This window comes from Longispora sp. NPDC051575, assembly GCF_040681875.1.
Taxonomy (GTDB): domain Bacteria; phylum Actinomycetota; class Actinomycetes; order Mycobacteriales; family Micromonosporaceae; genus Longispora.
Map to the genome: position 1 here is coordinate 75,022 of NZ_JBFAZP010000012.1, position 20,614 is coordinate 95,635.

A 20,614-nucleotide genomic window follows, 5' to 3' on the forward strand; every position below is an offset into this window, starting at 1 on the left:
CTCCCTAGAGTCATCGGCATGGAGACGATCGACCTGTGGTTGGACCCCCGGTGCCCGTGGGCCTGGATCGCCTCGCGCTGGCTGCTGGAGGCCGAGCGGGTCCGCGACGTGCGGGTCGAGTTCCACGTCATGAGCCTCGTGGTGCTCAACGAGGGCCGCGAGATCGACCCGTGGTACCGGGAGTGGCTCATCCCCGGCATGGGCCCGGCCCGGGTCGCCACGGCCGTGGGGTCGAAGTACGGCCCGTACATCCTGCGCGAGTTCTACACCGCGCTCGGCACCCGGATCCACCTGGACAAGGCCCCGATCGGCGCCCCGCTGTACGTCGCGGCACTCGTCGAGCTGGGTCTCGACCCGGTGCTCGCCGACGCGGCCGACAGCTCCGAACACGACGAGGCGCTGCTGGCCAGCCACCACGCGGGCATGGGGCCGGTCGGCGACGCGGCCGGCACCCCCGTGATCCACGTCGCCGGGAGCGCGTTCTTCGGGCCGGTGGTCAGCCCGGCCCCGCGCGGCGAGCAGGCCGGTCTGCTGTGGGACGCGGTGCGCACCCTCGCGGGCATCGAGGGATTCTCCGAGATCAAGCGGCCCCGCGACGGCCGGCCGCTGGTCGAGCCGTGACGACACCCGCCGGCCCGGTCGGCACCGTCGGCCCCGCCGCGCCGCCCGCCGCCCGGGTCGGTTCGCCCGCCCGCACCCTCGCCCTGGCCCAGCTCACCAACTCCCTCGGCGACGGCGCCTTCTACGTCTGCTCGGCCCTCTACTTCGCCCGGGTCGTCGGCCTGTCCCCCACCCAGATCGGCTTCGGCCTGACCCTCGGCTGGGCCGTCGGCGCCGTCGCCGGGGTCCCCCTCGGACACCTCGCCGACCGGCGCGGCCCGCGCGGCACCGCGATCCTGCTGGCCGTCGCCACCGCCGTGGCCGTCTCCGCGTTCCTGGTCGTCCGGTCGTTCCCGCTGTTCGTGCTGGCCGCCTGCGTGTACGCCTGCTGCCAGTGCGGGCTGACCGCCGCCCGCCAGGCCCTGCTCGCCGGCCTCGTGGACCCCGCCCAGCGCACCCGGGTCCGGGCGGCGCTCCAGTCGACCGTGAACGCCGGGCTGGCCGTGGGCGCGGCCCTGGGCGGCATCGCCCTGTACCTGGACACGCCGCGGGCGTACCTGACCGTGTTCGCCGTCGACGCCGTGAGCTTCCTGCTCGCCGCGCTCGTCCTGCGCCGGCTGCCCGCCGTGGACGCCGTGCCGGCCGGGGCCTCGGGGGAGCCCCGGCTGGCCGTGCTCCGGGACCGGCCGTACGCGCTGATCACGCTGCTCAACACCGTGCTGCTGCTGTACATGCCGCTGTTCAGCCTGGTCATCCCGCTGTGGATCGTGCAGCGGACCGAGGCGCCGCGCTGGCTGGTGTCGGCGCTGCTCGTGGTGAACACGGTGAGCGTGGTGCTGTTCCAGGTCCGGGTCGCGCGCCGGGTCACCGACCTGCGGTCCGCCGCGCGGCTGATCCGGTGGGCCGGGGCCGTCATGCTCGTCTCGTGCGCCGTCTTCGCGCTGTCCGGGGACGGGCGGGGGAAGTGGACGTCCGCCGCGATCCTGCTGGTCGCCGCCGGGTTGCAGGTGGTGGGCGAGATGATGCAGGCCAGCGGGGCGTGGGAGATCAGCTTCGGGCTGGCGCCGGACGGGAAACAGGGCCAGTACCAGGGCTTCTTCGGTACGGGGACGGCCGTCGCCCGGATGCTCGGCCCCCTGCTGCTGACCACGCTGGTGATCGGGTGGGGCGCGCCGGGCTGGCTGGTCCTGGGCGGGCTGTTCCTCGGGGCGGCGTGCGCGGTGGGGCCGGCGGTGCGGTGGGCCGAACGGGACCGCGCGACCCCGGTACCCGCAAATGGAGTTTCTATTCATTGAGGAGGTGAAGAACTTCCTCGCGGGTCATCGCCGCGCCCCGGCCGTGCGCCGCCGCGAAACCCGCCGACCCCAGGGCCGCGCCCGCCCCGGCCGCCACCCGGGCCGCGTCCGGGTCCCCGGCCAGCGAAGCGCCCCGCAACGCCACCACCGAACCGAGCAGCAGCGCCGCCCGTTCCGGGTCCCCGTCGAGCAGCGCCACCTCGGCGAGGGCGTCGGCCACCCCCGCCACCGCCATCATGTTCGGGTGGCTCAGGCTCACCGCCAGGGCCTGGCGCAGGACGCCCCGGGCCTCCCGGACGGCACCCTCCGCCGCGGTGACCCGGCCCAGTCCGGTCAGGATCTCCGCCCGGACCATCTCCCCGCCCCAGGTGACCGTGGCGCACTCCCGCACCGCCGTCTCCAGCAGCCGCCGGGCCCAGGGCAGGTCGCCCCGGAGCCGGGCCAGCTCCCCGAGCCGGCGGTGCGCGCCGGCCAGCTTCTCGGGCGCGCCAGCCCGGCGGAGCAGCCCGGCGGACCGCTCGTAGTCGGCCTCCGCCGCCGCCAGGTCCCCGCTGCGGAGCAGGCTGTCGCCGCGCCGGCCGAACAGGTCCGCCTGGTCCTCCAGCGCGCCGAGCTGTTCGACCAGTTCCAGGGCCTCGCCCATCAGCGCGATGGACCGGTCGTGGTCCCCGCGCGCCTCGGCGAACAGGGCCAGCGGGTCCAGGGCGTTGGCCATCCCCCACCGGTCGCCCAGCGTGCGGAACCCGGCGAGCGCCGCCTCGAACTCCGGCTCCGACGCGGCCAGGTCGCCGTTGAACTGGTGCTGGTAGCCGAGCCCGACCTGGTACAGCGCCAGGGACCAGGGCTCGTGGTCGAGCTGCTTGTCGTACGCGGCGATGTCCGTGCGGTGCGGCCCGGCCGACAGCGCCCAGAGCACCGTCGTGCACGGGTACCGCAGCGTGTGGTCGATCCCCGCCATCAGCTCCTGCGCCCGGTCGAGCAGCGCCACCAGCTCCGGCGTGACCGTACCGCCGGACACGGCGTTGACCACGCACAGCACGTACTCCTCGTGCAGGTCCGCCGGCGGCTCGGTCCCGACGGCGGCGAGGATCTCGGCGGCCAACGGGGCGGCCTCCCCGCGCAGGCCGCGCAGCCACCAGTCCCAGGACAGGATCGCGACCAGCCGCAACGCCAGCGTCGGGTCTGCCCGGACGGCCCAGCGCACGGCCGCCTGGCAGTTGGGGTGCTCGACGGCGAGCCGGGCCAGCCACGCCAGCTGGTCGTGCCCGCGCAGGTGGGGGTCGGCGGTGGTGGCCAGCCCCAGGAAGTACTCCGCGTGCGCCCGGCGCAGCCGCTCCGCCTCCCCGGCCTCGACCAGCCGCTCGGCGCAGAACACCCGGATGGTGTCGAGCATCCGGTACCGCCCGCCCGCGTCCTCGACCAGCGACTTGTCCGCGAGGTCGGCGAGCAGCTCGTCCACCTCGTCGGCGGGCAGCCCGCACACGGCCGCGGCGGCGTCGAGCGTCAGGCCGCCGGTGAACACGGTCAGCCGCCGGGCCAGGGTCCGCTCCGCGTCGCCGAGCAGGTCCCAGCTCCACTCGACCACGGCGCGCAGGGTCTGGTGCCGGGCGGCGGCGGTCCGGCTCCCCCGGGACAGCAGCCGGAACCGGTCGTCCAGCCGCGCGTCGATGTCGGCCACGCCCAGCGACCGCAACCGGGCGGCGGCCAGCTCGATGGCGAGCGGCGAACCGTCCAGCGCCGCGCAGATCCGCAGCACCGCGTCCACTGTGGTCCCGTCGAGCGCGAAGTCGGGACGCACGGCGGCGGCCCGGTCCACGAACAGCCGCACCGCCGGAAATTCCAGAACCCTCTCCAGCGGGGTACCGGCCGGCGGCGCCGCCAACTGCCGCACCGGGCACAACGCCTCCCCGGTGATCCCGAGCGGCTCCCGGCTCGTGGCCAGCACCCGCAGCCCCGGACAGGCGCCCAGCAGCCGGTGGGCCAGCCGGGCCGCGTGCTCGACCACGTGCTCGCAGTTGTCCAGGATCAGCAGCACCGACCGGTCCGCGAGCGCCGCGACCAGCCGCTCGACCGGGTCCGCCGGCCCGCCCGCAGACGGCAGCAGCCCGCCCTCGCGCAGCCCGAGCGCCGCGAGCACCGCCTGCGGCACCTCCCCGCCGTCGCCCAGCGGCGCGAGGTCCACGAAACACACCTCGCCCCGGCCCAGCCCGCCCGCCTCGATCGCCAACCGGGTCTTGCCCGCCCCACCGGGCCCGGTCAAGGTCACCAGACGGGTACTCCCGAGCAGCGCCCCGATCCGCTCCAACTCCTCGGCCCGCCCGACGAAACTGGTCAACTGCGCGGGCAGCCCACGCCGGACCTGCGGAGCGGCCGACACCTCGCCCCGCAACACCGCGACGTGCACGGCCGCGAGCTCCGGCGACGGATCCGCGCCCAGCTCGTCGGCGAGGAGCCGCCGGGCGTCCTCGTACACCGCGAGGGCCTCCGCCTGCCGGCCGCTGCCGGACAGCGCGCGCATCAACTGCCCCCGGGGCCGCTCCCGCAACGGGTACTCCGCCACCAGCGCCCGCAGCGCCGGCACCGCATCCCGGTGCCCGCCGAGCGCCAACCCGGCCTCCGCCCGGTCCTCCACCACCGCTGCCCGCGCCTCCGCCAGCCGCGCCGCCTGCCCCTCCGCGAACGGCGAGTCCCGGACGTCCGCGAGCGCCGGACCCGACCACAGGTCGAGCGCCTCCTGGAACAGGGCGCCCGCCCCGGCGTGGTCCCCGGCCGCGAGGGCGCGCTGACCGTCCCGGGCCAGCCGCTCGAACCGGTGCGCGTCCACGTCCTCCGGGTCCACCGCCAGGCGGTAGCCCGCCGGGTGGAACTCGACCAGGTCCGCACCGCCCAGGCCCCGGCGGAGGCGGGACACCTGGGACTGGAGGGCGTTGGCCGCGCCAGCCGGGGGGTGTTCGCCGTACAGGCCGTCGACCAGGCGTTCCGTGGGGACCAGGCGGCCGGCGTCCAGGAGGAGGAGCGCCAGGAGGGCACGCACCCGGGGGCCGCCGACGGGGACCGGGGTGCCGTCCGCGAGCCGGGCCTCGACGGGCCCCAGGATGCTGAAGATCATGAGGGCGATTCTCCCCCACGTACCCCCGGATGGTCCTGCCCGGAGGTTGCCGGAGGAGTCACGATCCGGCCCGCGTCCCCTCCGTCCGGGGCCGATGTCCGACCCGGTCCGTGTCGACTGGACCACGCGGGCGGCTTCCCTGCCCGCCGCTCATCTGTCGCGCCCGGCGGGCGGCTCAGGCCGCGTCGCGCAGGCTCGTCACGACCCGGGTCCGCAGGTCGTCGAGGGTGACCCCGGCGTCGGTGAGGATCCGCGCCGCCAGCCCCTGTTCCTCGCGCACCAGCCCGAGCAGCAGATGCTCCGACCCGATGGACCTGTGCCCGAGGTGGACGGCCTCCCGCAGCGACAGCTCCAGCACCTTCTTCGCCCGGGGCGTGAACCACCGGTGGCCGGTGTCCTTGCGGCGCAGGAACCCCCGCCGCCGCTCCGGCTCGGGCGCCCGGAGCGCCCCCGCCCCGAAGGTCTCCTCGACCCGGGCCCGGACCGCGTCCAGGTCGATCCCGATCTCGCGCAACGCGGCGGCGTCCTCGTCACCGAGCAGCCGGGGCGCGCCGAGCCGGCGGACCTCCGCCCGGACCCGCTCCCGTTCGACCCCGACCGCGCCGAGCACCGTGTACGCGAGCCCGGCCTCCGGGTGCAGCATCGCCAGCAGCAGGTGCTCCGTGCCGACCCTGGGGGCGCCCAGCTCCTTCGCCTCCTGCTGGGACCGGATGACCGCCGCGCGGGCCTGGACTGTGAACCGTTCGAACATCGTTCCTCCCGTTGGATCGTGAGCGGACATACGTCTCGCCAGCCGCCGATTCGTGAGCGATCGGTTTCGTAGGGGCCGCCCGTGGTTCCGCTTCCCACCCCAGGCACGGTGCCGAGCGGGCGATGCCTGCGGCCTAGCCGGGTGGTCCCGGGGTCACCGGTCGGCCGGAGTGTTTCTTGTGCACCGCCTGCTTGCTCACCTCGAGCGCGTCGGCGATCTCCTGCCAGGACCAGCCCTGCCGCCGGGCGTTGTCCACCTGAAGGTTTTCCAGCGCCTCGGCGAGCCGGCGCAGGGCGAGCACGGCCTTGAGGCCGGCCCGGGCGTCCGCTCCGCTGGCTACCGTGGCGAGTTCCTTCGGCTCCGTCATGCGTCAACTTTAGTTGACAACCAGGTCGCCGTCAACCTTAGTTGACAAGCCCTGCCGCCACGGCCGCGCCATGAGTGGGTCGCGCCGGGCCGTGGCCGTCGACGACTGGCCGCGCCACTGACGCTCGACCGGGATTCAGCACCCACTCCGGGGGCACTCTTGGCACACCGTCCACTGCGGATATGCGCGGTCCGGGTCTGTTGTCGCCCGGTCTATCCGGAGCTGTGGAATCCGCGCTACCGTCGGAGAGCACCGCCCGTGGCGTCGGGAAGGCGGTCCGTGATGAGCGATCGACAGACGTGGCCGGACCGGACAACCGGCGCCAGGCCGCCCGCCCCCGGTCCCGGCGGCGGTCCCGGGCGGCGACCCGGTCCCACCCTCGCCGAAGCCGCCGAGGAGTACGCGGCCGCCGGCTTCCCCGTCCTCCCCCTGCACACCCCGACCGGTCACGGCTGCTCCTGCCGCCGCCCCGACTGCTCCTCCCCGGGCAAACACCCCCGCCTCCCGCGCGGCCTGCACCAGGCGAGCACCGACCCGGCCCAGGTCCGGGCCTGGTGGCGCCGCTGGCCGGACGCGAACATCGGCCTGCGCACCGGTACCCTCGCCGATGTCTGCGACATCGACAGACCAGGACAGTTCACGGTGGTACTGGGCCTCCTCGCCGGCCATCCCCTCGGCCCCGTCGTCCGCACCGGCTCGGGCGGCTGGCACCTGTGGTGGGCGGGCACGGGCCGGGGCAACCGGGTCAGGCTCCTCGACGGGGTGGACTGGCGCGGCGTAGGCGGCTACGTGGTCGCCCCGCCGTCCCGGCACTCGTCCGGCCATCTCTACGAGTGGCTCCGCCCCCTGGAACTCCCCCTGCCGCCCTGCCCGCCGCGCCTGCTCCGCCTGGCCTCGTCCCCCCGCCGCAACCCGGCCCAGTCCAGCCCCACCGGGCCGGACAGTTCCGCCCCAGGCGGCTCAACCCTCGCCCGACCAGCCCCGGGCACCTCAGCCACGGGCACCTCAGAACCGGCCGCCTCAAGGGCAGGCACCTCAGGACCAGCCGCCTCAGGACCGGCCGCCTCAGGACCGGCAGCCTCAGGACAGGGCACCTCAGGACAGGGCACCTCTGGGCCGCCGCCAATGGCCGTGGAAGACCCGAACGGTCCGCCACAGGACCCTCGGGGCGACCCACCCCGCTCCGCCGACACAGCACCCGGAACCTCGCGCACTCCCCAGGCCCCCGGCGTCTGGAGGACCGGAGGCACCCGCCGCGTGCCCCGTCCCCGGGATCCCGAGGCCACGGCCTGGGTCAGGGCCGCCGTCGAGGGCGAGGCCAGCCGGGTCGCCGCCGCCCAGCCCGGCGAACGCAACGACACCCTGAACGTGGCGGCGTTCCGCCTGGGCCAGCTCGTCGGCGCGGACCTGCTCGACGCCCACACGGTCAGGACGGCGCTGACCACCGCCGCCCGGCAGTGCGGCCTGGGCAGCCACGAGACGGCCCGCACCATCCACTCGGGCCTCACCGCCGGCCAACTCCACCCGCGCGGCCCCACAGCGGCCTGACCAGGTCACATCCAGCGCACCCCGGGTGACCGGTACCCGTCGTGGCGTCCTTGTTCTCTCCCGGGACGGGCGCGGGACGCCGACCGCTTGGCCCAGTCGACGTCCCGCCGCCCACTCCCCGGGCTACCCGAACAGCCCGGACCCGCCTACCAGCCCAGCGGGGTGATCTCCGCCGCTGACGTCCACGGCCCGCGTCCGCCGGCCTCCGTGAGCGCCCGCAGCCTGACGTACCGGGCCGTACCGGATGTGAGGGTCACCGTCTTGGCCGTCGCGTTGTCGGCGAACGTGCCCGTGCCCACGACGGTCCACGTGCTGCCGTTCGCACTCGTGGCGACCTCGTACTGCCCGATCCGGCCGTTGGCGCCCCCGTCCTGGCGGGGCACATACGTCAGCCCCGTGACCGTGCGGCTGGACCCTAGGTCGAGCTGCAACTCGTGCGGCAGTGGCGCGTTGCCCGCCGACCACGCCGTGTGCCACATCGTCGCCGGGTTGCCGTCGACCGCGTTGGCCGCCGCCCCGTTCTCGCCGGCCGTCTCCTGGCTGTCGAACGAACGCACGGTTCTGGGCAGGGGCCCGGATCCGGTGCCCGTACCGCCCATCGCGGGATCGCTGGTGCTCTGCGCCCCGTTCTCCATGTGACCGGCGAAGCGGCGGGTGAACCCGTCTGTGGTGTTCGCGGTCGCGGTGAGGTCGTACCAGTGCGCGGCGGCGGCCACGGTCCACGAGTCGGTGACCGTCGCGCCCGGGTTGACGGTGTAGGACCACGGCCCGTCCGTCCGGTACCGGTTCGCGCGCACCGTCACCACGCACGCCTTGGTGCCGCTGTTCCTCATGTCCAGGTACACCCTGCCCTCGGCGGGTACGTGGCGCAGGGTCACCTCCGGGTTGGCGTTCCCGCTGGTGGTGGCCGTGACCCGGTTGCCGGCGAATCGGCGCAGGAACCCGTTCGGCCCGTAGGCGGTCAGGTCGTACGCGCCCGTGGGCGTACCCCCGGAGAAGGTGTCCGTCAGGGCCTTGCCGGCCTCGACGGTGTAGCGCCACGGCCCGTCGGTGCGGAACGCGTTGGCGTAGACGTAGAAGTGCGCTCCGGCGGCGCCGGTGTTCGCGAAGTCCAGGGCCACGCTGCCGCTGGTGACGCTGGCGGACACCCCGAGGACGTAGGGCAGCGGCCGGGCCGGCCGGGTGCCCGATTCCTGCGCGGGCAGGACCTGCGAGGCCGGCGGTGCCGGGTTCGTGTTGAGGGGGCCGGACGTCGGCACCGGGGTCGGCAGGTTCGGATAGCCCACCACGGCCGTCGCCAGGTCCAGGGTCGCGGTCAGGTCCCCGCACACAGCCCGCCGCCACGGGGAGATGTTCGGTTCGGCGATGCCGCTCCACTTCTCCAGGAACTGGAGCACGGAGGTGTGATCGAACACCTGGGAGCACACGTTCCCGCCCCGGCTCCACGGCGACACCACGATCATGGGAACCCGGATGCCGAGTCCGATCGGAGCGTTGTCGTCGTCGGCGATCTCGTCCCCGATCGGCGCCGTGGACTTCCCATCGCTGCCGTCGCCCACCAGCGGGGGGACCGGCGGCGGGATGTGGTCGAAGAACCCGTCGTTCTCGTCGTAGTTGATGAAGACGACGGTCTTGTTCCACACCGTCGGGTTGGAGGCGACGGCGTCGAGCAACGTCTTGGTGAACTCGGCCCCCTGGTTGGGACCCCAGACGGGGTGCTCGGACTTCCTCTCCGGGGCGACGATCCACGAGACCGCGGGCAACCGGTCCGCCGCGACGTCGGCGGCGAACGCGGGCAGGACCTGGTCGGGGCGCTCGCGCCGCAGCGCCCGGTCGTAGAGGACGCGTTCCGTTGCGCTGAGGGTGTTCACGCCGGCTGCCAGGTCGGCCAGCATGGTGGCCTGTTTCGTCGCGGAGGCGGCGCGCAGCGCGTCGTAGAATGCCTCGACCTTGGAGTATCCCGTCCTGGACAGCGCCTTCTTCGCGACGTCCACGAAGGTCTTGAAGTACTCGATCGGGTTGTCCGTGTAGTTGTCCCACTCCTGGTACACCCGCCACGACTTCCCCGCGGCCTGCAACCGCTCCGGGTAGGTGGTCCACGTGTACCCGGTGTGGTTGGCGTTGCCGTAGGGGGCGTTGCCGGTGGCCCGGACGGTCGTGCTGCCGGGCTCGTAGCCGACCTTCCCCGTCCACAGGAACGTGCGGTTCGGATTCGTCGCGCCCATCTCCGAGGAGTGGTAGGCGTCGCAGATGGTGAACGCGTCCGCCAGGGCGTAGTAGAAAGGCAGCGCCGCGCGGCTGTGCGTGGCCATGGTGCGCTTGCCCTTCTGCGCGATCCACGCGTCGTAGCGGCCCTTGTTCCACGCGTCGTGCCCGGTGTACCAGTCGTGCGCGGTGCCCTGCATGAACTGGTCGCTCACCGGGTACGGCAGCACGTAGCCCGAGCCGTCGGGCTGGTGGAACACCGAGCGGCCGGTGGGCAGGGTGATCGCGGTCGGGTCGCCGAAACCGCGTACCCCGCGCAGCGAACCGTAGTAGTGGTCGAAGGACCGGTTCTCCTGGGTCAGGATCACCACGTGCTGAATGACCTCCAGACCCCCGGTGGGGGCGGCCATGGCCATGGCCCGCTGGACGCTCTCGGGCAGCATCGCGAACGCGGCGGCGGCTCCGGCCGTGGCCGCTCCGGCGCGCAGGAAGGTACGCCTCTCCATCGGTACTCCTCAACTCACTCTGTCGGGCTGGTCAGGAATGACGGCGCCGTTGTCGTCCAGTACGGGGCCCGGGACGCCGAGAGTGTCGACGTAGCCGGTGGTGGAGCAGGGATACGCGGTCGGGCGGGCCAGCTTCGGCTCGATGAACATCGGATTGACGATCCAGCGCCCGTCGGCGTCCGCGTACGCCCGGCACATCAGCTCGGCCTTGTTCCGGTTGACCACCAGGCGCAGGGCGGTCGCGTCCCGCACGAAGGTGACGTCGGTGTCGGAGTCGCCGGCCGCGAACACGTGGCTGTTCCGGTACTTCTGGAAGGCGCGCGGCCCGCGCACCCCGTGGATCTCCTGGTTGACGAAGCACCGCTTGCCATCGATGTAAGTGATGACATTCCTGGCGCCGCCACAGCTTCCGAGCTGGTACGTGAGCCTGCCGTGCCGGGTCTCGCCCCGGATCCCGATCACGTTGCCCGGGTTGATTCCGACGCCCCGCGCCCACACCTCGACCACCGGCTGCGGCGACGCGGACACGATCCACACGTCGAACCCGGCGCGCCGCATGACCGTGATCAGGTCCCGCTGCTGGTCGTAGTACCGGACCCACCCGGTGACCTGGTGCGTCCCGACCGTCTGGGTGGCGCCGACGGCCGCGCCCAGGTTCTCGTCCCGGGCGGCGGCGGCGAACCCTCTGACCTCCCTTTCGGTGTACCCGGCGAGCAGCTGCGCCGCCCACGCGTACGACGGCTCCATCCGCCGGTGGTCGTACCCGTCGAAGGCCGTGGTTCCCGTGCTCGTCCTCCCGCTGCCGTAGACCGCGAGAATCTCGTCGGCGCAGGCGGTGTCCGCGCTGGTCCTCAGCGGCGTCCCGACGGCACCCGCACCACATGCCCCTCGGAGTGCCGCGACGGCGCCTACCGTCAGGAATGGACTAGTGCGGCTCCAATCACCCGGCTGGCGAACCTTGTCGTGCCGGAGCATCCAATAGGTCATGGCGTCCCCGACGTCGTTCTTCACGACCGTGTTGTCCCAGTCGAACAGGGCGACGGGACGCCCGCCCCGACCGCACCGGCCGTAGGTGTCGACGAGGTCCTGGAGCCGGGCCCGGTTCGCCCCGTACCAGGCCAGGGTGGGGTCGAGGGTCGGGCAGTTCCGCCGGGGCCCCTCGGTGCCGGAGGGCTCGGCGGACGCCCCGGGGGCGAGCAGGCCCACCCCGGTGACAGCGGCCAACGCCAGGGCGACGAGCCAACGAGAAGCCTTCAATGGGCCACCTCCATACCAATTAGGTGAGCCCTTTCTAGCAGCGCCGAGGCCCCCAGGACAAGACGTATGCCCATCAGTGAATATTCACGTTACTGCTCTGTCGAAGCTTGAAAACGACAGCTTCTTGCAGGATTGCCGAAACGATTCACGGACAGAACCATTCGAACCGGACTCAATTCAACAACCGACCCGACGGGTACTCCGCGAGCCCCGCCAGCCCTTCGCCAGCTCACGGTCGGGGCACCCTCGACGGGGCAGCGGCCACCGCTCCGACGCGATAGATTGATGCGATTGTCAGCCCATTGATGGAGGCCTGTCGCACATGGGTATGTTGCAGCCGTGGCACATCGCAGTCGTCCTGTTCGGCCTCGTGGTGTGCCTCGCGGTCGTCGCCATCGCGTTCGCGGCCGGCCGCCTGTCCGGCAAGAGGAAGTAACCGCACCGTCGTCCCTCTCGGCGGCCACGGTCACGGGACTTCGGCGTGGCTGACCCGGAGCTACCCTCGGCCGATGCCAACAGTCGCCCTCCCCGACGTCACCCTGCACTACACAGAGGTCGGTGACCCGACGGCGCCGCCCGTGGTGCTCCTGCACGGCACGCCCGCCAACTCCACCCGCTGGACCGACATCGCCGCCGCCCTCGCCGACGGCTACCGGGTCATCGCCGTCGACCAGCGGGGCCACGGCCGCAGCGGCCACACCCCGACCTACTCGTTCGAGTCCTACCGCCGGGACGTCCTCGACTTCGCCGACGCCCTCGGCCTCGACCGGTTCGCCCTGGTGGGCCACTCGATGGGTGGCACCGTCGCGTGCCTGTTCGCCGAGCACCACTCCGACCGGCTGACGGCGCTGGTCCTGGTGGACTCGCCGCCGCCCCGGGAACCCGGCGACTGGGACCCGGGGCCACGCCCGACCGGCGACCTGGACTACGACTGGAACGTGCTGCCGGCCATCTTCGCCCAGCTCAACAAGCCCGACCCGGCGTGGTGGGCGGAGCTCCCCCGGATCGCGGTACCGACGCTGCTGGTCAGCGGGGGCTCCACGAGTCCGGTACCCCCGGAATGGAATGTCGATCTGGTCTCGCTGGTGCCCGGGGCGCGGCTGGTGACCATCGAGGGCGCGGGCCACCAGGTCCACACGAACCGCCCCACGGAGTTCCTGGCCGCCGTCCGCCCGTTCCTCGACAGCACCGCGCGCTGACGCCGGGGACTCAGCAGCTCCAGAGAAGTCCGACGGGCTCGACGGGTACGGCGCCGGCGGTCAGCTCGGCCAGCCCGAACGTACTTCCGTGGTCCCGTCGGGCCATCGATCTCCTTGACCGGGCGAAATTGTCAGGACTACCCTGACAACACGTCAGGGTTATCCTGACGCCATGCCATCGAAGAGGAGAAAGCCCATGCTCTCCACCGCGGCCCCCGCCCTCCCGCGCTGCTCGTTCTGCGGCAAACACGAGAACGAGATCGCCACCCTCATCGCCGGCCCCGGCGTCTACATCTGCGACGAATGCGTCCAGCTCTGCGACCTGCTGGTCGCCGGCCAGCCCACCCCCACGTTCCCGAAGCTCGACGACAAGACCGACGAGGAGCTCCTCGCGGACTTGGCCCGACTGGACGCCTCGCGCGACCAGGTCGACGTCGCCGTCCACGACCGGGCGCGCCGGCTGCGGGGCAGGTCGGTGACGTGGACCCGGATCGGGGAGGCGCTCGGGGTGAGCCGGCAGTCGGCGTGGGAGCGGTTCTCGGGCGAGGAGTAAGGCCCGCGTGCGGCCGACGCTCGGATCGCGCCGTGCTGCACCTGACCTCCGGCTCGCTTCCGAGGTGATGCACGGAGGAGCCCTGTGCGGCGGCCCCGACATTGCGGCGCCGCTGTCCACAATGGTCGCCGCTGCGGGCTACTTCCACGGACGGCGGGGCTCGACTGTCGCGGGTAGGATCCCGGGGATCCCCACCGACTCCGCAGAGGTTCACCATGACGTTTCCCGACCCGAACGCCCAGCACGTGTCGATGCAGCCCACGGACACCACCGTGGTCTGGTCCGGCCAGAGCGAGGACCTGACCAACCTGGCCACGGGCGGCCGGCTCTCCACGGCGGCGTACAAGCTCACCCGCGACGGCCTGCACTTCGAGGCGGGCGTGCTGTCCCGGACGGCCGAGGTCATTCCCCTGTGGGCGGTACTCGACGTGGACCTGCGGCAGTCCCTCACCCAGCGGGCGCGGAGCGTCGCCGACCTCGTGGTGCGCCTCGACCCGAAGGGCTACAAGTACGGGCAGACCCTCGTGGTGCTGCGTTCCATCCGGGGCGCCGAGCAGGTCCGCACGACGATCATCCAGCAGGCCAACACGGCGCGGGCGACGGCGCACCAGTTCCACCACCAGCTGGAGATCCAGCGCCGGCAGGCGGGGGCTTCGCAGGTGAACGTGGGGGTCATGCCCCAGGGTGTTCCCCAGGGAACCGCACCGCAGGGGGTCGTGCCGCAGGGGCTGGGCGCGCCCGCACCGGCCGCGTTGGCTGCCGCGCCCGGCGACGATCTGCTGACCAGGCTGGAGCGGCTGGCGGCTCTGCACTCCTCCGGGGCACTCACGGCGGAGGAGTTCACGGCCGCGAAGGCCAAGCTACTGAGCTAGGCGGTCGGGCCTCGCGGCGGTCTGGCTCTGTTGTGGGAAGGCTCCACGGCGGCGGTTCGGCCGCCCACGGCTAGTACCCGTCGAAGGGGTTTGTGTCGGGGGTCGATCCAGTTGGCGAATCCGGGGTCAGCCAGGTCGAGGCTGGACAGCACCACGCCCAGCGACACGATCATCAGCACCACGGCTGGCCGGGTGCGCTGATTGTCCCCCATGGACAGAAACCTTCCGGTCGGGCGGGGCACCCGGTTGGCACCCCACCCCGGTGCAGACCGGCCCGGTACCGGAAAGGAATCGGTGGCTGACTACGCGACGCAGAACTCGTTGCGCTCCGGGTCCGCCATCGTCACCCCGTAGTGGCCGTCGCTGTCGGACCTGCTCAGGACGGTCGCGCCGAGCTGGGACAGGCGCGCCACCTCGGCGTCGACCCTCTGCCGGCGCTCCGCCACCGGGACCGACCGGCCGCCGCTGACCAGCACGTCGAAGTGCAGCCGGTTCTTGAGGGTCTTGAGCTCCGGGACGATTTGGAACCAGATGGCCGGCCCGGCGCCGGTGGGGTCGACGAGCCGGTCGACGCAGTCACTGTCGCCGAGCTCCTCGGCCGGCACGCCCACGCTCAGGTAGAAATCCCGCCAGGTGGCGTGCCCTGCGGGCGGATCCGCCGCCCGGTAGCCCAGCGTGGCCGCCCAGAACGGGACCAGCAGGTCGGGCTCGGCGCAGTCGATGGTGATCTGGAAGGTCATGGCACCGATCCTGCCCGGAGGGTCCGACAGTTTCAGGGTGTGACGGCGGCCTGGGTTCCTGAACTTTACGCGCAAGTAGGTTTATCCCTGACGATCCTGTCGGAGGTCAGCCGGCGAGGGCGTAGCTGAGGCGTTCGAGTTGGCTGGTGCGGGTGTGTTCGGGTGTTCGTCCTGACCAGTGGACGTTGAGGCGGATCAGGTTGAGCGCAGCGGCTTCCAGTCGATCCGGGCCCGCACCGCCTCCGCCGCCTGCCGGTCAGATTCGCCGCGAACTGCAACACCGTCACCAGCGCCAACTGCCCCGGAGATAAGCCCGGCCGGCCCCGGACCGCGAACGCGCCAGCGAACCGCTCGTCGCAGAACAGCTCCCCGAGCTCGTCGCGGACCCGCATCGCGAGGGTCGGCCGGACGAACGCCGCCCGCGCCACCCTCTCCGTCAACTCCGGGACCACGGGCAACCTGCGCGGACTCAACGACACCAGCAACCTCCCGCTCGCCGGACACAACGAGGGCGACCAGCAGAAGCGGTCACCTCCATGCGTCAACGACGATCACCATCCAAGGGTGTCGAATTCGCCAACAGGATCGGGGTCGCGTGCACAATCGGCGCGTACGGCGTGCGGCCCTACCGTTCCCCAACCGCTCCCGTTGAGCCCCCAGGACCGCCGATCCTCCGGCCGAACGTCGGGACCTGTCGCTCGCCGACCAGACCGCCTCCGCAGGCCACCCGTGTCGCTACGGGGACACCCGGCTCCCCGAGAGCTGAATGACCACGTCACCGGTGGCCGGGTCAAGGAGAGTCTCGACGCAGGCCTCCCGCCTGTCGACAAAGGAGTTCGGCCGACAGGCGGCCCCGTTGCCGTCGAGCCGCCACTCGTGCTTCTCCTTGAGATGCTCACGGACCTGGTCGAGAACCTGGACCGGCGACGCCCCGGATGTGCTCCGCACGGTGATCCGCCACGTACAGACCCCCGATCCGCAGTTCCCCGAGCCTGTCTCGCCCTTCTGGCCGCTGAGACCGGCGGGCAGGGGCAGCGCCTCATCCTCGTGCGGGAGGAAGGGTTCGGACCGCTCGGCGTAGAGCATCAGGGAGCAGCAGCCCACGACGACCACGGTGACCGCGGCGATCCATCCGACCCTGATGCGCATGCGGCCACATCCTGCCAGCCGGCACCGGGGAATTCAGCCCCGGAAGTTCCGTACCCGGAGCATCCCGTGCGGCCAGGCTGACCTACACGTCGAATTGGCTGGGCCGGTCACCAGCGCCCGGTAGCGACGGGATGAAGGAGCCGCGCGAATGTGATGGGTGGTGGCTGAGTAGGCCTCGTACCCGATGAATGATTGTTGATCAGAATACGAAAAAGGCCTTCCAGGTTTCCCTGGAAGACCATTTTCCGTTTGGTAGCGGGGACAGGATTTGAACCTGTGACCTCTGGGTTATGAGCCCAGCGAGCTACCGAGCTGCTCCACCCCGCGCCGCTTCAGCGATTCTTTCGCGTTCCGTTCCTCGCTGACTTGAGTAACAGTAGCCCATGGGGTGTGGATCAACAAATCGGCCCCTCCCCGCCCAGGAACAGGCGGGAAGGGGCCACCATCATCGGGCCGCGGGCGTCTTCTTCTGCGCCTCTTCGAACTCCTTGATCGCGGTGTCCAGGTTCTTCAGGGCCTTGCCGTAGGCCTCGAAGTCCCCGGAGGCCTGGGTGCGCCGGACCTCGTCGATGGCGGCCTGCATCTTGGCCACCGCCGCCGCCAGGTCACCCGAGGGGGGCACCGGGGTGGGGGTCGGGGTCGGCGTACCCGTCGTGGGTGGTGTGGTCGTCGGTGGCGTCGTGGGGCGGCCGGCCGCGGCCTGGCGGACGATCTGGTCGAGCGCCGCCTCCAGGGTGTCGCCGTAGCCGACGTAGTCGCCCTGGCCGTAGGTGACCAGGACCTTCTTCGCCTGTGGGTAGTTGGTGCCGCCGGTGCCGCCCTGGATGTAGAGCGGTTCGACGTAGAGCAGGCCGCCGCCGATCGGCAGGGTGAGCAGGTTGCCCTTGATGAGCTTCGACGGGGGCGTGTTGAACAGGGCGATGTCCCGGTTCACCTCGGGGCTGCTCAGGAGCTTCTGCTGGGCCAGGCCGGGGCCGAGGAGGCCCTGGACGCTGCCGAGGTCGAGCAGGTCGATCTTCGGGGTGCCGTCGGCCGTGTAGGAGGCGGACATCATCGACGCCAGGTTGGGCCGGTTGCGCGGCGTCATCGAGGCGGTCAGTTGGAAGGTCTGCTTGTCCTGGCCGGGGAACTGGGTGAGCAGGTAGTACGCCGGCTGGGGGGACTTGGCGTCGTGGGTCGGGTCGTCCGGGACCTGCCAGAAGTCGTCGCCGGAGAAGTACTGCTTCGGGTCGCTGACGTGGAACTTGGTCAGCAGGTCGCGCTGGACCTTGAACAGGTCCTCGGGGTAGCGCAGGTGGTCCATCAGCTCCGGGGAGATGGCGGACTTGGGCTTGACCACGTCGCCGCCGAACGCCTTGTTCCAGGCCTTCAGGATCGGGTCCTTCTCGTCCCACGCGTACAGGCTGACCGTGCCGTCGTACGCGTCGACGGTGGCCTTCACCGAGTTGCGCATGTAGTTGACGTCCTGGCGGGCCTGCGCGACGGTGCCGGCCCCGGTCTGGGCGTCGCGGGCCGCGTCGCGGAGGTTGACCTTCTGCGAGTACGGCACGGTGGAGGAGGTCGTGTAGCCGTCGACGATCCAGACGATCCGGCCGCTGACGACCGCCGGGTACGGGTCGCCGTCGACTGTGAGGAACGGCGCGGCCTTCTCGACCCGGTCGCGCGGGTTGCGCACGTACAGCACCTTGGAGTTGTCGTTCAGGGCGCTGGAGAGCAGGAAGTTCGCCTCGCGGTACTTGAGGGCGAACAGCGTCTTGCGCAGCAGGTTGTCGACCTTCACGCCACCGGCGCCGGCGTAGGTGAAGTTGGTCTGCTGCTCGCCGGCGGTCGGCCGGTCGAACTCGATGTCCTTGCCGCCGGTCTCCTTGCCGACGATCGAGTAGTCGCTCATCAGCTCGCCGTAGTACACCCGGGGCTGCTCGGTCGGGATCTTGTCGCCCCGGTCGGCGCACTCGCTGCTCTGGGAGTTCTTCCCGTCGTCGAGGAAGCCGGAGGAGAAGTACGGCTGGCCGCCGCAGACCACCTTGTTGGCGGGCGCGCCCACGAAGCCGTACCCGTGGGTGAAGACGGTGTGCCGGTTCTGCCAGTTGGTCTGGTTGTCGCGCAGGTTCGCCGGGTTGATCTCGCGCACGCCGACGACGTAGTCCTGGGTCTTGCCGTCGACGGTGTACCGGTCGATGTCGAGCTTCGCCCCGAAGTCGTAGAACCCGCGGACCTGCTGGAGCTGGGTGTACGTCTCGGAGACCACCGCCGGGTCGAGCAGCCGGACGTTGGTGATGCTGGGGTCCTTGGTCAGGTCAGCCGGTGGGGTGATCGAGGTGATCGGATACTGCTTGCGTTCCACCTTGTCGAGCCCGTAGCCGTACCGGGTGGAGTCGATGGCCCGTTTGATGTAGTCGGCCTCCTTCTCCCGGCTGTTCGGCTTGACCTCGATGGCCTGCACGGCCGCCGGGTAGATGCCGCCGACCGCGACGGCCGCGAGCCCGAGCAGCGCGAGCGCGGCGCCCGGCCAGACCAGGTTGCGCATGACGGCGTTGGAGAAGACCAGGATCGCGATGGCCACGACGATGGAGATCCAGGCCAGGATCTCCTTGGCGGGCAACAGCGCGTTGATGTCGGTGTACCCGGCGCCGGCCACGTCGGTGCTCTGGTTCTGTCCGAGCAGCATGCCGCGCCGGTCCAGCCAGTAGGCGACGGCCTTGAGGAGCACGAACACGGCCACCAGGGCGGTGAGGTGCGCGCGGGCGGCGGCGGACATCCGGTCGCCGGCGCCCTCCAGCCGGACCGCGCCGTAGAGGTAGTGCAGGGCGAGCGCGCCGAGGAGGCACAGCACCGTGGTGGTGAAGGCGACACCCAGGAGATAGCGCCAGAAGGGGTACTCGAAGACGTAGAAGCCGAGGTCCACCTTGAACTGGGGGTCCACGACGTCGAACTTGCCGCCGTTGCGGAACAGCAGCCACTGCTGCCAGTGGCCCTGGGCCGACAGGCCGGTGAGCACGCCGAGCAGGACGGCCGTGCCGCCGAGCACCCAGCGGATCCGGGGGGTGATCGCCATCCGGTACCGGTCGAGGGCGCGTTGCGCGGGTGAACCCGACGGCAGCAGCGGCCGGAGCCGGAAGGCGAGGAACAGGTTGCCGGCCACGAGGGCGGCGACCGCGGCCCCGAACGCCACGAACATCAGGATCCGGGTGGTCAGCACCTCGCGGAACACGCCGGTGTACTTGACCTCGGCGAACCACAGCCAGTCCGTGTACGCGTCGACCGCCCAACTCAGGACCGTCATCAGCACCAGCAGCACCGCGAGGGTGCCCATCACGCGTCGGCCACGCCGGCTGACCCTCGGTATCGGAGTACGCATCGCCACAGCTGGTTCTCCCAAGTCTCGTGAGCTTGGGGACCAGACTACGGGCTACTTACGGCCGGTGCCCTCGCACAGGACCGGCTCGCGGTGTTCGCGGATCGCGGTGAGGGCGGCCAGGGCGTCGTCGAGCGTCTTCACCTTGGCCAGGGGCAGGCCCGGAACGGCGTTCTTGACGGCCTCCGCGCAGTTGTCCGCGGGGGTGAGGAAGAACTTCGCGCCGTCCCGCTTCGCGCCGACGAGCTTCTGCGCGATGCCGCCGATCGGGCCGACGTTGCCGTTGTCGTCCATGGTTCCGGTGCCGGCGATGATGATGCCGCCGGTCAGGTCGGTGGCGTCCAGCTTGGCGAGGATGCCGAGGGTGAACATCAGGCCGGCGGACGGGCCGCCGATGTCGCCGAGCTTCACGTCGATCTTGAACGGGTGCGGCTGGATCGGCTCCAGGCTGACGCCGATCGCCGGGTCGCCCTTCTCGTTGGCCGCCGACGCGATCGGCACACTGCCCTTGACCCCGTCGCGGGTGTACTCGAAGACGAAGGTCGTCCCGACCGGCTTGGCCTTGATGAGATTGGCGATATCCGGTACGCCGGAAATGGCCGTTCCGTCGACCGCGGTCACGATGTCGCCCGGCTTGAGTCTGCCGTCGGCGGGCTTGCCGGCCGTGACCTCCTTGATGGAGATCTTCACCTCGTAGCCGAGCTTGCGGAGCGCGGCGGTCTCGGCGCTGGACTGCGAGCGCTGGAACTGCTGGGCGTTCTCGTTGTCGACCTGCTTCTGGCTCTTGTCGGGCGGGTAGACCAGCTCCCGGGGCACGACGGCCGTGTCGGTGTCGAACCAGAAGTAGACGGCCTCCATCAGGCTGATCTCGGGGCTCACCGAGACCGTGACCAGCCGGAGCTGCCCCTTGGGCTGGTAGGAGTCCCGCCCCTCGATCGTGATGATCGTCGCGTCCTTGTACTGGCCGAGGGTGTTCACGGTGGGGCCGGGGCCCAGCGCGACGTACGGCACCTTCACCCAGAGCAGGGCACCGGTGAGGATGCCCACCAGCACGATGCCGATCAGTACGGTCACTCCCCGACGCCTCATGGTACGAGAGCGTATCGCG

Annotated in this window: 15 protein-coding genes, 1 tRNA gene and 1 pseudogene; 6 read left to right on the top strand and 11 right to left on the bottom strand. The window is 71.6% G+C overall.

Features of this window, described 5'->3' with window-relative positions; genetic code table 11:
• The first annotated feature begins 18 nt into the window (after window positions 1–18).
• Both AB0M43_RS32905 and AB0M43_RS32910 read left to right on the top strand, forming a co-directional pair.
• Window positions 19–621: a disulfide bond formation protein DsbA gene (locus AB0M43_RS32905; RefSeq protein ID WP_363730070.1), complete on the top strand. Its 603-nt coding sequence runs from the start codon at window positions 19–21 to the stop codon at window positions 619–621.
• Window positions 618–1,895, top strand: a complete 1,278-nt coding sequence (locus AB0M43_RS32910; RefSeq protein WP_363730073.1) for an MFS transporter — start codon at window positions 618–620, stop codon at window positions 1,893–1,895. The genes AB0M43_RS32905 and AB0M43_RS32910 overlap by 4 nt, the downstream gene beginning before the upstream one ends.
• Here AB0M43_RS32910 and AB0M43_RS32915 read toward each other — a convergent pair.
• The 3 genes from AB0M43_RS32915 to AB0M43_RS32925 all read right to left on the bottom strand — a co-directional run bounded on the left by AB0M43_RS32915 (window position 1,885) and on the right by AB0M43_RS32925 (window position 6,122).
• Window positions 1,885–5,004 (bottom strand): BTAD domain-containing putative transcriptional regulator, encoded by a 3,120-nt coding sequence (locus AB0M43_RS32915; protein WP_363730076.1) that lies wholly within the window; start codon window positions 5,002–5,004, stop codon window positions 1,885–1,887. The two genes, AB0M43_RS32910 and AB0M43_RS32915, sit on opposite strands and share 11 nt — an antisense overlap.
• A 175-nt stretch (window positions 5,005–5,179) precedes the next feature.
• Window positions 5,180–5,755 carry a Clp protease N-terminal domain-containing protein gene (locus AB0M43_RS32920; RefSeq protein WP_363730078.1) on the bottom strand — a complete coding sequence of 192 codons (576 nt, stop codon included), beginning with the start codon at window positions 5,753–5,755 and terminating at the stop codon, window positions 5,180–5,182.
• A gap of 133 nt (window positions 5,756–5,888) precedes the next feature.
• On the bottom strand, window positions 5,889–6,122 hold the full coding sequence (locus AB0M43_RS32925; protein ID WP_363730081.1) for a helix-turn-helix domain-containing protein: 234 nt from the start codon (window positions 6,120–6,122) through the stop codon (window positions 5,889–5,891).
• 282 nt (window positions 6,123–6,404) lie between these two features.
• On the opposite strand from AB0M43_RS32925, the gene AB0M43_RS32930 reads away from it, so the two are divergent.
• Window positions 6,405–7,670 carry a bifunctional DNA primase/polymerase gene (locus AB0M43_RS32930; RefSeq protein ID WP_363730084.1) on the top strand — a complete coding sequence of 422 codons (1,266 nt, stop codon included), beginning with the start codon at window positions 6,405–6,407 and terminating at the stop codon, window positions 7,668–7,670.
• 146 nt (window positions 7,671–7,816) lie between these two features.
• Here the strand turns inward: AB0M43_RS32930 and AB0M43_RS32935 are convergent, their stop codons facing one another.
• Window positions 7,817–10,381, bottom strand: a complete 2,565-nt coding sequence (locus tag AB0M43_RS32935) for a phosphocholine-specific phospholipase C (protein ID WP_363730085.1) — start codon at window positions 10,379–10,381, stop codon at window positions 7,817–7,819.
• Window positions 10,382–10,390: 9 nt separating this feature from the next.
• Window positions 10,391–11,638, bottom strand: a complete 1,248-nt coding sequence (locus AB0M43_RS32940; protein WP_363730087.1) for a haloacid dehalogenase-like hydrolase — start codon at window positions 11,636–11,638, stop codon at window positions 10,391–10,393.
• Window positions 11,639–12,147: 509 nt separating this feature from the next.
• On the opposite strand from AB0M43_RS32940, the gene AB0M43_RS32945 reads away from it, so the two are divergent.
• The 3 genes from AB0M43_RS32945 to AB0M43_RS32955 all read left to right on the top strand — a co-directional run bounded on the left by AB0M43_RS32945 (window position 12,148) and on the right by AB0M43_RS32955 (window position 14,262).
• Window positions 12,148–12,837, top strand: coding sequence for an alpha/beta hydrolase (locus AB0M43_RS32945; RefSeq protein ID WP_363730088.1), 690 nt, complete (start codon window positions 12,148–12,150; stop codon window positions 12,835–12,837).
• A 196-nt stretch (window positions 12,838–13,033) separates the two neighbouring features.
• Complete coding sequence (locus AB0M43_RS32950) at window positions 13,034–13,390, top strand: ClpX C4-type zinc finger protein (protein ID WP_363730090.1); 357 nt, start codon at window positions 13,034–13,036, stop codon at window positions 13,388–13,390.
• A 215-nt stretch (window positions 13,391–13,605) separates the two neighbouring features.
• Complete coding sequence (locus tag AB0M43_RS32955) at window positions 13,606–14,262, top strand: SHOCT domain-containing protein (RefSeq protein WP_363730091.1); 657 nt, start codon at window positions 13,606–13,608, stop codon at window positions 14,260–14,262.
• A 302-nt stretch (window positions 14,263–14,564) separates the two neighbouring features.
• Here the strand turns inward: AB0M43_RS32955 and AB0M43_RS32960 are convergent, their stop codons facing one another.
• The 6 genes and pseudogenes from AB0M43_RS32960 to AB0M43_RS32985 form a co-directional block, all read right to left on the bottom strand.
• Window positions 14,565–15,002: a VOC family protein gene (locus AB0M43_RS32960; protein WP_363730093.1), complete on the bottom strand. Its 438-nt coding sequence runs from the start codon at window positions 15,000–15,002 to the stop codon at window positions 14,565–14,567.
• A 213-nt stretch (window positions 15,003–15,215) separates the two neighbouring features.
• Window positions 15,216–15,481, bottom strand: a pseudogene (locus AB0M43_RS32965) (transposase); the annotation flags it as partial.
• A 256-nt stretch (window positions 15,482–15,737) separates the two neighbouring features.
• Entirely contained in the window at window positions 15,738–16,151 is a 414-nt protein-coding gene (locus AB0M43_RS32970; protein ID WP_363730096.1) for a hypothetical protein, read from the bottom strand.
• A 250-nt stretch (window positions 16,152–16,401) separates the two neighbouring features.
• Window positions 16,402–16,478 (bottom strand) — tRNA-Met (locus tag AB0M43_RS32975).
• Between the two features lie 118 nt (window positions 16,479–16,596).
• Window positions 16,597–19,509 carry a UPF0182 family protein gene (locus tag AB0M43_RS32980; RefSeq protein ID WP_363730098.1) on the bottom strand — a complete coding sequence of 971 codons (2,913 nt, stop codon included), beginning with the start codon at window positions 19,507–19,509 and terminating at the stop codon, window positions 16,597–16,599.
• Window positions 19,510–19,560: 51 nt separating this feature from the next.
• Entirely contained in the window at window positions 19,561–20,595 is a 1,035-nt protein-coding gene (locus tag AB0M43_RS32985; protein WP_363730101.1) for a PDZ domain-containing protein, read from the bottom strand.
• Window positions 20,596–20,614 lie beyond the last annotated feature (19 nt).